The following is a 13,016-nucleotide window of genomic DNA, read 5'->3' on the forward strand; positions in this document are numbered from 1 at the left end:
GCGTCATCATCTTGTATGGAAAATCCATATTGGGGGATTGCGGTTGATCTGTCACTGGTTTTTCACGCGAAATGCGATCGCGGCGCAGAGCAAACTGCGGCCGGGACGCTTACCGGCAAATGGGCGGACAGCGCAATGGAGTCGGTGCGCAGCGTCTGGCGGGACAAGCGGCGCGATCCGCGCGGGAAAGAGAGCAAGGGCGTCGATTTCCAAACCATAAACAGGAAACCGGCCTGACGCCGGTTTCCGCTGGGCTGCAGGTCAGTGCTCTAGCGCCTCGTCTTCATAGCGGTGCTTGGCGTCGAGCGCTTCCTGCTCGGTTTCATGTTCACTGAGCAACGTATTCGGCTCAATGTCGTCGGTGCGCACCTCAAAACGGCGCAGATGCAGGTTCGGGTCGCCTCGAAACACCTCTACGACGCGGGCGCTCCGTGGATAAGCAGGTTGATCATTTTCGCGCATGCCGTTCTCCCGTGTGTTTCACACAGTAGCAAGTATAGCAGCCGCCCTCATTCCGGCACGCGCGAGCCGAGATCGCGATCGCCGGGGGCGCCCGTCAACAGCTCGGTCAGTTCATCGCAGGCGCAAATGCGGCCTTCACGCACGGTGAAGTGCGCCAGCACCCGCACGCGGCTGCAGGTGCCGTCACGCTTTTCCACCTCGACCAGATGGTGGGTCAGCACCGACTCATCCTGCGCCGCCGCCGCGAGCACCTTCAGCGTCATGCGGCGGGTTTGCCGTTTCAGCAGCGCCATATGTTGCTCAAACTGCTCGAAGTTCAGCACCTTGCCATCCACCTGCTGGCGGTAGCCTGCGCTGAAACGGGCGGCGAGCTGCGTCGGCCGATGTTCCGGGCTGGCGACCACCTGCTGCAGCGTATCGAGCACCAGGTTCAGCGGGGTAAGTTGAGTCATCACGTTTCTCCGAAATGGGGGGAATGGCGATCCTATCCCGGCCAGGCGATGGCATAATAACCGCATCAAGACTTTCAATAACGTTAAACGGCCAACATGACGCAGATCCGCAGCCAACGCCTTCAGCATGAAAGAAAGCACCTGACGCCCTGGCACCGGCACGACGGCGGCCAGATCTATCTCTTGACGCGCGGCATGCTGGCGCTGGAACTGCCTGGCCGGCAATGGGCGATCACCGGCGGTGCGCTGGGCTGGCTGCCGCCGGGGTGCCCCCATCAGGCGCTGGCCTGTGGCGATGTGGCGGGCTGGAGTCTGTATCTGCCGGTGGAAAGCGCGCCGGAGATGCCGCCGCAGCCGCAGCTGTTCACCGCCTCAGCGCTATTGCAGGCCCTGGTGGAACGCATCGCGCAGTTCTCCGCCGGCCCGATGAGCGCGCCGCAACGGCGGCTGCTGCAGGTGCTGCTGGATGAAATGGACACGGCAAGCCGCGCGCCGTTGCAATTGCCGCTGCCGCAGGACGCCCGGTTGCTGAACATCGCCCGGGCGCTGCTGAACGATCCCGCCAGCCTGCACAGCCAGCGCGACTGGGCCGCCTGGGCCGGGCTCAGCCCACGCACCCTGAGCCGCCGCTTTCTGCAGGAAACCGGCATCAGCTTCGCGCTGTGGCGCCAACAGGCGCGGGTATTGCGTTCACTGGAGGGATTATCACGCGGCGAAGCGGTCAGCGAGGTGGCCGACGCCTGCGGCTATGACAACGTCAGCGCCTACATCGCCGCCTTTCGCCGCCGCTTCGGCGTCACGCCTGGCGCGTACTTTGCGGCCGCTCGGCAAAGGGAATAGGAAAACGGGCGCCCAGCGCCCGAAGAGAAGAAAAGGTTATTTCACCGTCTCGCGCGGCAGCACCGCGAGGATTTGTTCCACCACCTGCTGAGGATCGGCGGCGCCGTCCATCACGTAATGCGCGGCATCCTGATACAGCGCTTCACGCGCGGCCAGCACCTCGAGCATCTCTTCGGCGATCGGCCTGCCGGTGAGCGTCGGGCGCTGCGCATCTTCCGGGTACTCTTCCAACCGCTGCGCCAACACGCTGGCCGGCGCGCGCAGGTAGATAACGGTGCCATGCTGGCGCATAAACTGGCGGTTTTCCTCCGCCAGGATCGCCCCGCCGCCGGTGGCAACTATAGTTGACGGCTTAGTCACGGTTTGCAACGCGATGGTCTCGCGGCGACGAAACCCCAGCCAGCCCTCGCGCTCGACCATTTCCGCCACGCTCATCTGCGCCGCCTGCTGCATAAACAGATCGGTATCGACGAACTGATAGCCCAACGCCAGCGCCAATGCGCTGCCTACCGTGGTCTTGCCGGCTCCGCGAGCGCCTATCATGAACAGGGTTTGTGTCATTACGGGTTGTCCCTTATGCGGTGACTTGAGTGCATTGCATACCAAAATACCGAGCGGGTGCGATGGCGTGGTGGCAGCATCATACCCCGCCCGCTCTGTATTTCAATATTTACGATAGTGTAAATTCCATGGCACAGCGACTGCCAGCGACAAAGCCGTGCGCCAGATCCTCATCCAGATGCCGCCGCAAGGCGGCCGTGAGCCGCGCGTCGTCGAGCGGCCGGAACCCCAGCCGCCGGTAATAAGGCGCATTCCACGGCACGTCAATGAAGGTGGTGAGCGTCAGGCGAGCGGCGCCCTGGCGTTTGGCTTCTTCCGCCACCGCTCCGATCAGGCGGCGGCCGACGCCCTGCCGTTGCCAGGCGCCGGCGACCGACAATTCGGCGATATGCCAGTCTTTCCCCTGAGCCTGCACGGCGATAAAGCCGGCGCACTCGCCGTTGTCGCTTTCGGCCAGCCATTCACGGCGTTCGACGATAAACGCGGCGTGCTGTTGCGGGCTCATCACCTCGCCTTCGGCGATAAAGCGCCACGCCGGCTGCTGGCGAAACAGCTGCGCCGCCGAGCGTTCAACCGCCATCAGGTGCGCGATATCCCGCTGCTGCGCTAAACGAATTTGCAGGCTCATGGGTTCTCCTTAACGTTGGGGCGGTTATTTAAGCAAATTTCACCGCCCGCGGCTCAGAAATCGATACTGCCGCGCAGCACTACCTCACGCGGTTCCCCCACCGCCACGCGCAAATTGCCGCCGCTGGACGGGTAATAGGTTTTATCGAACAGGTTCTTCACGTTCAGCAGCCATTTCACCCGATAGCCGTTGATCGGCATAGTGTAAGCGGCGAACGCATCGGCAACGGTGTAATTATCCATATTGAAGCTGTTGGCGGCATCGCCCGGGCGGCGGCCCACGTAGCGCGCGCCGGCGCCGATACGCACCTCATCGCCGCTGTACAGGCCCAGGCTGCCCAGGTTCTGGGTCAGGAACAGCGAGGCGGTATGGCGCGCCACGTTGGTCATCTCTTTGCCCTTGTTGTCCGGATCGTCCACCACGCGCGCGTCGGTATACGCATAGGAACCGATCAGGCTCAGCGAGTCGGTGAGATTACCGGCCACGTCCAGCTCCACGCCCTGCGAACGCACGCGCCCGGCGGTGCGCGTCACGGTTTCGCCCTCCACCAGCTCACTGACCATCACGTTGCGCTTGGTGATGTCGAACAGCGCCAACGTGCCGGTAACACCGTTCGGCAGCGCCAGCTTGCCGCCGACTTCCCACGACTTGCCCTGCTCCGGCGGCAGCGAATCAATCTGGGTGGCGATGGAAGAGTTCGGCTTGAACGACTCGGTATAGCTGCTGTACAGCGACACGTAAGGCGTCAGCTTGTACACCACCCCGGCGCGCGGCACCAGCTTGCCGTCCGAGCTGTCGGTGTTGGTCTGGAACGGCCGCCCCTTGCCGGCATAGACGTCGAAAGCGTCGTAGCGCAGCCCGCCCATCACCAGCCATTTATCGGTCAGTTGGATGGAATCCTGCATAAACCAGCCGTAGCTGGTGAGATTTTCCCGCTGATCGCTGTCTTTGGCGCTGACCGCGGTCGAGGGCGGCATCAGGCCATATACCGGATGATAGATATTGAAATCGCTGTTCTTTTTGCCGCGGATCATGTCGCCGCGGTAGGTGCGGTTATCTTCAAAATCGAAGCCGAACAGCATCTGGTGGTTGATGCGCCCCCAGTCCACGTCGCCATTGAGCGTCAACTGTACCGCGCTGGCGTGGCTGACGGCATGGGCGGTCGAGTCGGCCTGGCGAGTCAACACGCCGGTCACCGGATTCAGCGCCGTGGCGCGCGCCTGGTTGTCGCTGTAGCTGTTGCGGCTGTAGGCGTAGGTCAGCGAGCTTTTCCAGCGCTCGTTGAGCGTTTGATCGATCTGCAGGGTAATGCTGTCCTGATCGCCGCGGGTGGCGTTATAGGCTTCGTCGAAACGGCGATCGCGCGGCGTATTCACCGGTTTGCCGGTGCGCGAATCGATAATGGTGCCGCGATCGAACGGCACCCGATATTCCATATGCTCGTAGGCCAGCCGCACGGTGGTGTTCTCGCCGTACCACATCAACGAGGGCGCGATCACCGTCTGGCGGTTGCGGCCGAAATTGCGCCAGTAGTCGGTTTCATCGTGATCGACGATCATGCGATAGGCGAACCCCGACGTGCCGAGCGGCCCGGTGACGTCGAGCTGGCCGCCGCCGCCGTTGAAGCTGCTGCCCCAGCCTTCCACATGAGTGCGCTGCTGCAGCTGGGGCTTTTTGGTGATCATGTTGATCATCCCGCCCGGCTCGCCCATGCCGTACAGCATCGAAGCCGGCCCCTTGAGCACCTCCACCCGCTCGGTGGTCGGCGTAAAGTTGCGCGCCTGCACCGAGCGCACGCCGTCGCGCAGAATGGAGCCGTCGCGGTTGTCGCCGAAACCGCGTTTCATTACCGCGTCCTGGGTGCCCCCGAGCGTGTTGGCCTGGGTTATGCCGCTGACGTTGTACAGCGCTTCGTCCAGGCTGCTGACCGCCTGATCGGCAATCACCTGCTGCGGCACCACGTCGATCGCCTGCGGCACGTTCAGCAGGTTGGTTTCGCTGCGGGTACCGGTGACGCTGGTCAACGGCTGATAGCTCTGCACGCCGTCGGCGTCTTTGCGGCCGATCACCACCAGGTTTTCTTCCTGCGACGCGGTTTTTTCCGCCGCCCACGTCGGTGATGTCGCGCAGGCCGCCAACGGCAATGCGCACCACCAACCGCGTTTGTTGTTATTCATTATCTAACTGACTCCAATAGGTCCCTGAAAAAGGTAACGGCAAAAACTGCTGATAAAGCTGTTGGAAGGTCTGCTGCGGGTTGATGTCGGCGAACAGATCCGGGTAAAACGCTTTGGCGAACACCTCGACCAGCACCACGTGGTACGGGCTGAGGTAAAAGTTGTGCCAGACGCTCCAGGCGCGGTGGTTTTTCACCGCCTGCAGGTTGGTCAGCATCGGCTGTTTGGCGATCAGCCGGCGGAAGCTGTCAGCGGCCTCTTGGCGGCTGACCTGCGGCCCGAGGCGCAGATCGGACAGCCGTTTGCCCTGCGGCCCAGCCATGCCGGTGGCGAGGTACACGTCGGGATTGGCGCTCAGAGTGGTTTCCGGGTTCAGCTCGCCATACACCCCTTTGACGCTGGCGTTGGCGATGTTGTCACCGCCGGCGAAGGTCAGCAGATCGCCAAGGTTGCCGTGCGCGGCGGTGGTGCAACAGGTGTCGCGCCGCCCCAGATGCAGGTGCAGCATCACTTTGGGCTTCGGCCCCTGATAGCCCGCCAGACGTTGCTGAATCACCGCCATATGCTGCTGATAAAACTGGATGAACTGCTCGGCGCGCTGCCGGCGATTGAGCACGTCGCCCAGCAGCCGCACGCTCGGCACGGTGTTGTTCAGCAGATCGATGCGCAGATCGACGTAGATCACCGCCACGCCGGCCTTGTTCAACGCAGAAACCAACCGATCGTTGTCGCCGTCTTCACGCGCATAGCGCGCCAGGATCACCAGATCCGGTTTCAGCTGCAGCAGGCTTTCGACATTGACCTGGCGAAAGTTATTGCCGCTGATGACGGGGATCTGGGCTATCTGCGGAAACTGCTGCGTATAAAGCTGCCAGCTTTGCGCATCGAAACGCGCCAGATCCGCCGGCCAGCCGACGATGCGCTGCGCCGGGTTGCCCGGCTCCAGCAGCGCCAGCGTATACAACATGCGGCTCTCCCCCACCACGATGCGCTGCGGATTGTCCGGCACCACAACCTGACGGCCGGTGATATCGGTCACCGTCTTCGCCTGGGCGGAGAACACGCCGAACCACAGAGAAAGCAGCAGTAAAATGAGGAAATTGCGCATGATTGAGCCGAAAGGGGGAAATAGTGTGCGCATGATAATCACTCTCATTAGCGCTTGCAATCCCGCGCCGCCATTGCCAAAAGAAATCCGGGAAACGGCGCCGGGCGCGCGGCAAACACGGCGAAACCGCTAAAATAACGGCTTTAAAAAGTTAAAAAAATGGCGGGGAAATCGGTTAAATAGAACGGGGAAACAGCTAAAAACCGGGAGACCTCCATGACTCAACGCATCATTCCGCTGTCGGATTGCCCGCAGTTTGCCGATGTGTGCGCCGCCTGGGCATTCGGCCAGTGGGGTTCACAGCGCGGCGGCTCGCTGGAGCGCACCCAGCTGCGTTTCGCCCAATGCAGCCGACCGGGCGACGACCACCTGACGCTGATGATGATCGACGGCGATCGTCCGGTGGGCATGGCCAGCCTGTGGCCCAGCGACGACCATCAGCGCCAGGATCTCACCCCGTGGCTGGCCGGCGTCTTCGTGCATCCCGATCACCGCCGCAAGGGCATCGCCCACCGTCTTGAAATGGCCATCGTCGAGGCGGCGCGGCAGCGCCATCACTCGGTTCTGCATCTCATTACCGACAAATCGGAAGCGCTGTACGCCGGCTGGGGTTGGCAACCTCTGGAGCGCCGGCGGCAGCATGACGAAGAGGTGGTGGTGATGGAGAAAAAACTGTAGCTAACGCGGCGTACAGACATACACCAGCGCCGGCGGGAAGTTGCGCACCACCCGCAGGCGCTTCCAGTGAAAATAGCGCGACAGCAATTTTTCCGACAGGTGGCTGTATTGGAACAGCACCAGCGTGCCGTTGCGCGCCAGCAGCCGCTGCCGGGCCTGCTGAAGAATGCGCACGCTGATCCTGACCGGGATCGACAGCAGCGGCAGGCAGGAAAACACCACGTCGTAATCCGTGGCCATCCGGGTCGCCGAATGGCCCATCACCTGCAGCCGCCGATCGTCAATCCCGCGCAGCCGATGCACGAAATGGGGTTGGATCTCGAAGGCCTCCAGCGCCGCATCGGCGCGCATCCGCCCCAGAATGCGTTTGGTCAGCACGCCGTCCGCCGCGCCCAGTTCCGCGATCGACAGCGCCCGGGTCCATTCAACCTGATTGAGCATCGCCTGACACAGCCACGGGGAAGAAGGCGCCAGCGTACCGACGGTGCGCGGTGAAGCCATAAATTGCTGCAGGTAAGCGAAGTGATTCATCAGTTGCAGTCGGGTCGCATTTAACATTGAGGCCTCCTTGGGTTAAGCCCTCAATGTGAGCCGAATTTCTTAAGTAATCATTAACATGATTCCGAAAGCGGCGGACACAGTTGTAATAAAATGCAACCTTATCAGCGGCGCGCAAAGAAAAACGGTCGCAATAATGATCTGAGAATAAGCGGTTTATGCGCCGACCGTTCAGATAATTATTGCGACCGTTTATTTTTTTGGCCGCGTTGCCGCGGCCAGAGGGTAAAAAGCTAACGCTTAGCGATAAATTTCCGCATTGCCGCGCCAGTTGCTGGAGTCCCCGGGGGTGTCCAGACCGATAATGCGATAATGACTGGCGCCGTCCGCCGCGGCTTTTTCTTTCAGGGCGGTGATGGCGTCATGCGGTGAGCCGCTAACGCCGGAAACCGACACGACGCCGAGGCTTTGCAGATTGGCGGCCTGCTCGCTGTTGACCTGTTTTACCGACGACAGCGGCGCGGCGAAAGTGGAAAATGAAGCGGCGGCGATCAATACGGCTGCGATGCTTGGGATAAGTTTCATGATTGACTCCAGGTGTTCTTGTTTATTAGCTCGTTGTCAGTGATGTTAATTATCCGCTAGCCAATGAAAACGGACGTCATGCAACGTAAAGAACATCAATCATTGTGAGGAGAATAAGGAGGAAGTGAGAGCGGGTGTGTATTTTCAGGCGAGAATGACTTTATAGGCTTCACCTTACCCCTATTTGATGAACAATTAAAGACGGCGCGTGATAAAGAATGCGCGCCGCGTCTATTTAAGATTTTTTACCCGCCGGAGCGCGCTGAGCTACGCTGAATTTTGTGGCTTACCCTTTTAAGGAAGAACGCTTATGTCGCAAAACCTGCTGCGCGTGCGTGACGGTCAGGGCGCGTCGGTCTCATTTTCCGAGCTGCTGTTCGATCTGATCTACGTTTTCGCCGTGACCCAACTTTCCCACTATCTGTTGCATCACCTGACGCTGACCGGCGCGCTGGAAACCCTGCTGCTGTGGTTCGCCGTCTGGCTGGCCTGGCAATACACCGCCTGGGTCACCAACTGGTTCAATCCGGATACCCGCCAGATCCGCCTGTTGCTGTTCGCGATCATGCTGCTGGGGCTGTTCGCCGCCGCCGCGTTGCCGCAGGCGTTTGGCGAACGCGGTCTGATCTTCGCCCTGTTCTACGTCGCCATTCAGGTCGGGCGCTCCGCCACGGTATTGCGCCTGCTGGCGCCCGATCATCCGTTAAAACAAAACTTTCGCCGCATTCTCGGCTGGCTGTGCATCTCCGCCGTCTTCTGGATCGCCGGCGGGCTTGCGGAAGGCCATGTTCGCCTGGCGCTGTGGGCGATCGCCGTCTTGTGCGAATACGTCTCGCCGATGTTCGGTTTTCGCCTGCCGGTGCTGGGGCGCTCGGACAGCAGCAGCGAATGGACCATCGAAGGCCACCATCTGGCGGAGCGCTGCCAGCTGTTCGTGATCGTGGCGCTGGGGGAAACCATTCTGATCACCGGCGCCACCCTGAGCGAAATGGAAAGCTGGAGCCTGCCGGTGCTCATCGCTTCGCTGGTGGCCTTTCTCGGCAGCCTGGCGATGTGGTGGGTTTACTTCGACACCAGCAGCAAAGCCGGCAGCCACGCCATCAGCCAGGCGGAAAATCCCGGCCAGCTGGGCGCTTATTTCCATTATGTGCACGTCGCGCTGGTGGGGGCGATCATCGTCTGTGCCGTGGCCAACGAGCTGGTGATCGCCCAGCCCGACGGCCGCATCCAACATGCCACGGCGGCGGTGCTGCTGCTCGGCCCGGCGATTTACCTGTTCGCCAACGCGCTGTACAAACGGCTGGTGTATCGCCGCTTCCCGCTGTCGCATCTGGTCGGGCTGCTGGCGCTGGCGGTATTGGCCCCGATCGCCTATTTAACCGACCTGCTGATGGTCAATGGCCTGACGACGCTGATCATGGTGGTGGTGGCGGCGTGGGAGAGCATCTCGCGCGGCAAAGCGCCGCAGCGGCACGCGCAAGCCTGAATCAAACGGGGGCGCAATCGCCCCCGCTGTGAGATTGATGACAAACCTCATGCCATTACCGGGTTTGCAGAGAGCAGTGGATAAAAAACAAGGAAAATCAATTTATTGATTTTCGGCTGATGGCCACAAAGGAGGAAAAACCACGTTTTTTCCTCCTTTGTCAACGGTCTGACGGGGGCGCAATCGCCCCCGATGTCGGTCACTTCAAGGATTGCGGCAAGGTGAGCACCCAGAGCTCACTCAGCGATTCCGGCTGCTCCAGAGGGCGCAATTCGATGCGGGCGTCGGTTTTGTCACCGTCGAGGCTCAACCGCCCTCCTTTCTCCAGCTGATAGTCGCCGATTTTCTTGCTCTTTGGCGACGCATCCACCAGCGTGGCCTGCAAGCCGAAATCGTTGTCATTGATCACCGCCAGCGTGCGATCGTCGATCAGCGCCAACCCTTCCGCTTTCTCCTGGCGCCAGCCCAACTGACGCAGATCCGCCACTTCCCGTTTCTGCGCCAGCTTCACGCCGCGTTTAGCCAGATCTTTCGCATCGTCGAACTCCAGCGCTTTACCCTGGCCGTCAAACGCGCTCAGATCGCTGGCCTGCGCGAGATCCACCAGATAGATCTTGTTGATCATCGACTTATCTTTACCGGTTCCCTGTTCAATCAACAGGATGCGCTGGTTGTCCAACGCCACGACATCGCCAATTTTGGCGTCTTTGGCTTTTTTATAGCTGTCGATATCGATGGGATAGCCGTACATGGCGGTTTTGCCACTGCGCGGATCGAAGCTCACCAGCCGGGTAAACTGCGCCTTGTTTTTGCTTTTGCCATCGACATCCAGCGTGCTCTGCACCGCCGCCAGAATTCGCCCGTCCGGCATCCGGGTCAATCCTTCAAAACCGCGGTTGGGCTGACGCCATTTCAGGATGTTCGGCAAACCGCCCGCCACCGCCTGTTCGCCGGCCTGCGGCGTTGGGCCATATTTGGCGAGGATTTTACCTTTGCCGTCGATATGGATCAGAAACGGGCCGTACTCATCACACAGCCAATAGCCGCCGTTGCCGTCACCGGTCACCCCTTCGGTATCCAACCCGCGGCGATCGCCGGACAGCGGCTGCAACGCGTCGTTCAACGCCACTTCGTTTGTAGAACCAATCAGCTCGCCCGGCAACGGCAGCCCGCCGATCGGCCCTTTTTCGTCGTGCAAGGGCCGCGCATTCTCGGCTACGGCCTTGCCGCCGCCGATACGAATGTCCATCAACATGGGCGTGAATTGCGGATTGGCGAAAATCTTGGCCTCTTGCTTGCCTACCGCCGGGGCATCGGCATTCGGGCCGCGATCGGTCAGCGTCGTCAGCACCAAATCGTCGCCCTGCTTCTTGTTGAACATCAATCCGGAGCCGATCCCTACCGGCAATCCCTGCGGGAAGTGCTTGGCGAACGCCCCCTGATAGGCGACGCGTTCCCCGCCGGGGAAGCCGACCACATAACGCGCCACCTCAATGTCGGCAGCGTGAGCCAATACCGGAAACAGTGAAGCCAACAGCAGGGAAAGCGATTTTATTTTCATATTTTTACCCGAGGTTAAATGAAGCGTTGTCAGGCAGAAGACGATATTAATTTAGCATGACACTTAGATGACGATAGGCAATTCGTCAAATGCACATCAGGCAATAAGGTTGGCTGGCAAATAGAAATGAGCAATTAACCTGAGCGTATTGAATGGAGAAAACCGCTGGAAAAAACCGCCCGGAAATAGCCCGCCGTTTTGCTTAGGGTAAATTCTTATAACAAAGATAAAAAAATCGGCAAACGCGCGTCAACACGGCGAAAAACGGTGTTTTTCTCATAGACAAAATAAAATGTCAGGGATTTAATACCGCCGTTATTCAAGGTGCATTAAGAAAATTCTATAGAATATCTGCATGAACTTAAAAAGCTGTTCTATAGTTTTTAGTGCTAACGCCCGTTAGTCTATTCCGCAGGATGGAATCTATGTCAAAGCGACTTTTTGCTGAATTTTTTGGCACATTTTGGTTGGTGTTTGGTGGTTGTGGTAGCGCAGTATTGGCAGCGGCATTCCCACAGCTGGGTATTGGTTTCCTCGGCGTCGCGCTCGCTTTCGGTCTGACCGTAGTGACGATGGCCTATGCCGTCGGCCATATTTCCGGCGGGCATTTTAACCCGGCGGTCACCGTCGGCTTATTCGCCGGCGGCCGTTTCGCGGCGAAAGACGTGATCCCTTACGTTATCGCACAGGTGATCGGCGGTATCGCCGCAGCGTCGGTGCTGTATTTGATCGCCAGCGGCAAAGCCGGTTTCGACGCCACGGCAGGCGGTTTCGCCTCCAACGGTTACGGCGAACACTCACCGGGCGGTTACTCTCTGCAAGCCGCAATCGTGATTGAGCTGGTGCTGACCGCCTTCTTCCTGATCGTTATTCATGGCGTGACCGACAAGCGCGCGCCGGCAGGCTTTGCCCCGCTGGCTATCGGCCTGACGCTGACGCTGATCCACCTGATCAGCATCCCGGTGACCAACACCTCCGTCAACCCGGCGCGCAGCACCGGCGTAGCGATCTTCCAGGGCACCTGGGCGCTGCAGCAGCTGTGGGTGTTCTGGCTGGTGCCGCTGGTCGGCGGCATTATCGGCGGCCTGATCTACCGCTGCCTGCTGGAAGACAAAAAATAAGCGTATCGCAGTCGATCGCGTTTCACGGGGCAGCCTTCATCGGCTGCCCCGTTGCTTTCAGCCCTTCGTCACTTCAAACATCATGATATCGCTGGTGAAGGAGCCGTCCGGCTGGATGCGAAATGCTCCGCCACCTCCTGCGACACGCTTTGCTGCAGCGCGCGGATCGCGGTGACGAAATGCGCCGGCGTGCGCATACGCGCCACCCAACTGCCGAACTCCAGCGTCAATCGATCCGCCGTCACCTCGCGTACCACCAGCCCGGCCTCGGTCAGCAACGTCAGCCACTCGCCCGGCGCATAGTTGCGCACGTGCGAGGTGTCGCGCAGCACTTCCACGGTTTGCAGGTAGATATCCAGCAGCGGGTGCCCCGGCGAGACCACGTCCATAAAGATCGCGCTGCCGCCCGGTTTGAGTACCCGCCTGACCTCGCGCAGCGCCTGACCGACATCGCGCCAGTGGTGCGCCGAATAGCGGCTGATGACCAGATCGAAACTGGCGTCCTCAAACGGCAAAGACTCCGCCACGCCCTGCTGCTGCTGAATGTTGTTCAGGCCTTTTTCCGCCGCCGCCTGCTTCACCACCGCCAACATTTGCGCCGACAGATCGTAGGCCACCACCTGCGACACGCTGGCCGCCGCGGTGAAGCTGGCATGCCCGGCGCCGCAGCCCAGATCGAGCAGGCGCGCTTCGGCGTGCGGCGCCAGTAACCGCGCCAGACGTTGCAAATCCTTGCCCTGCGCATGCACCGCGCTGGTTAAATAGGCATTGGCCTGCTCGCCGAACTGCCGGTCTACCGCATTGTTATGGCTGTTGCTGTTGCTCATGTTTGCTCCTGTTATTATCCGGCTTGCGCCTG

Annotated in this window: 14 protein-coding genes and 1 pseudogene; 5 read left to right on the forward strand and 10 right to left on the reverse strand. The window is 60.4% G+C overall.

Going from position 1 to position 13,016, the window contains the following annotated elements; genetic code table 11:
• Positions 1-15 precede the first annotated feature (15 nt).
• Entirely contained in the window at positions 16-237 is a 222-nt protein-coding gene (locus ITX55_RS10220) for a hypothetical protein (RefSeq protein ID WP_147838735.1), read from the forward strand.
• Positions 238-261: 24 nt separating this feature from the next.
• Here ITX55_RS10220 and ITX55_RS10225 read toward each other — a convergent pair whose 3' ends face one another.
• Entirely contained in the window at positions 262-462 is a 201-nt protein-coding gene (locus ITX55_RS10225) for a YaiA family protein (protein WP_015376810.1), read from the reverse strand.
• A gap of 47 nt (positions 463-509) precedes the next feature.
• Entirely contained in the window at positions 510-914 is a 405-nt protein-coding gene (locus ITX55_RS10230) for a nuclear transport factor 2 family protein (protein ID WP_033651063.1), read from the reverse strand.
• A gap of 96 nt (positions 915-1,010) precedes the next feature.
• Between ITX55_RS10230 and ITX55_RS10235 the strand changes: the two genes are divergently transcribed.
• Positions 1,011-1,754, forward strand: a complete 744-nt coding sequence (locus tag ITX55_RS10235; RefSeq protein ID WP_197756051.1) for an AraC family transcriptional regulator — start codon at positions 1,011-1,013, stop codon at positions 1,752-1,754.
• Between the two features lie 36 nt (positions 1,755-1,790).
• Here the strand turns inward: ITX55_RS10235 and aroL are convergent, their stop codons facing one another.
• The 4 genes from aroL to ITX55_RS10255 form a co-directional block, all read right to left on the reverse strand.
• Complete coding sequence (gene aroL, locus ITX55_RS10240; RefSeq protein WP_060659886.1) at positions 1,791-2,315, reverse strand: shikimate kinase AroL; 525 nt, start codon at positions 2,313-2,315, stop codon at positions 1,791-1,793.
• A 109-nt stretch (positions 2,316-2,424) separates the two neighbouring features.
• Positions 2,425-2,943, reverse strand: a complete 519-nt coding sequence (locus ITX55_RS10245) for a GNAT family N-acetyltransferase (protein WP_223085030.1) — start codon at positions 2,941-2,943, stop codon at positions 2,425-2,427.
• Positions 2,944-2,996: 53 nt separating this feature from the next.
• Entirely contained in the window at positions 2,997-5,120 is a 2,124-nt protein-coding gene (locus ITX55_RS10250; protein WP_197756052.1) for a TonB-dependent siderophore receptor, read from the reverse strand.
• Positions 5,113-6,228, reverse strand: a complete 1,116-nt coding sequence (locus tag ITX55_RS10255) for an ABC transporter substrate-binding protein (RefSeq protein WP_197756053.1) — start codon at positions 6,226-6,228, stop codon at positions 5,113-5,115. Before ITX55_RS10255 ends, ITX55_RS10250 begins: the two co-directional genes overlap by 8 nt.
• Positions 6,229-6,444: 216 nt before the next feature.
• Between ITX55_RS10255 and ITX55_RS10260 the strand changes: the two genes are divergently transcribed.
• A complete protein-coding gene (locus ITX55_RS10260; protein WP_033651058.1) occupies positions 6,445-6,906 on the forward strand; it encodes a GNAT family N-acetyltransferase in 462 nt (153 codons plus the stop codon).
• Here the strand turns inward: ITX55_RS10260 and ITX55_RS10265 are convergent, their stop codons facing one another.
• Together ITX55_RS10265 and ITX55_RS10270 are read right to left on the reverse strand one after the other, a co-directional pair.
• Positions 6,907-7,464 carry a class I SAM-dependent methyltransferase gene (locus tag ITX55_RS10265; RefSeq protein WP_033642027.1) on the reverse strand — a complete coding sequence of 186 codons (558 nt, stop codon included), beginning with the start codon at positions 7,462-7,464 and terminating at the stop codon, positions 6,907-6,909.
• Between the two features lie 240 nt (positions 7,465-7,704).
• Positions 7,705-7,989 (reverse strand): YdgH/BhsA/McbA-like domain containing protein, encoded by a 285-nt coding sequence (locus tag ITX55_RS10270; protein WP_033634035.1) that lies wholly within the window; start codon positions 7,987-7,989, stop codon positions 7,705-7,707.
• Between the two features lie 310 nt (positions 7,990-8,299).
• Here ITX55_RS10270 and ITX55_RS10275 point away from each other — a divergent pair, with 310 nt between their 5' ends.
• Positions 8,300-9,475: a low temperature requirement protein A gene (locus ITX55_RS10275; RefSeq protein ID WP_108680224.1), complete on the forward strand. Its 1,176-nt coding sequence runs from the start codon at positions 8,300-8,302 to the stop codon at positions 9,473-9,475.
• Between the two features lie 199 nt (positions 9,476-9,674).
• On the opposite strand, the gene ITX55_RS10280 is transcribed toward ITX55_RS10275, so the two are convergent.
• Positions 9,675-11,036 carry an esterase-like activity of phytase family protein gene (locus ITX55_RS10280; protein ID WP_108680223.1) on the reverse strand — a complete coding sequence of 454 codons (1,362 nt, stop codon included), beginning with the start codon at positions 11,034-11,036 and terminating at the stop codon, positions 9,675-9,677.
• Positions 11,037-11,461: 425 nt separating this feature from the next.
• On the opposite strand from ITX55_RS10280, the gene aqpZ reads away from it, so the two are divergent.
• The gene (gene aqpZ, locus ITX55_RS10285) at positions 11,462-12,157 is read left to right on the forward strand and encodes an aquaporin Z (RefSeq protein ID WP_033642023.1); all 696 of its coding nucleotides are present in this window, start codon (positions 11,462-11,464) and stop codon (positions 12,155-12,157) included.
• A gap of 57 nt (positions 12,158-12,214) precedes the next feature.
• Here aqpZ and ITX55_RS10290 read toward each other — a convergent pair.
• Positions 12,215-12,984, reverse strand: a pseudogene (locus ITX55_RS10290) (class I SAM-dependent methyltransferase).
• Positions 12,985-13,016: the final 32 nt, after the last annotated feature.

Origin of the sequence: Serratia sp. EWG9 (genome assembly GCF_019913725.1) — a bacterium.
Classification (GTDB): Bacteria; Pseudomonadota; Gammaproteobacteria; order Enterobacterales; family Enterobacteriaceae; genus Serratia; species Serratia ureilytica.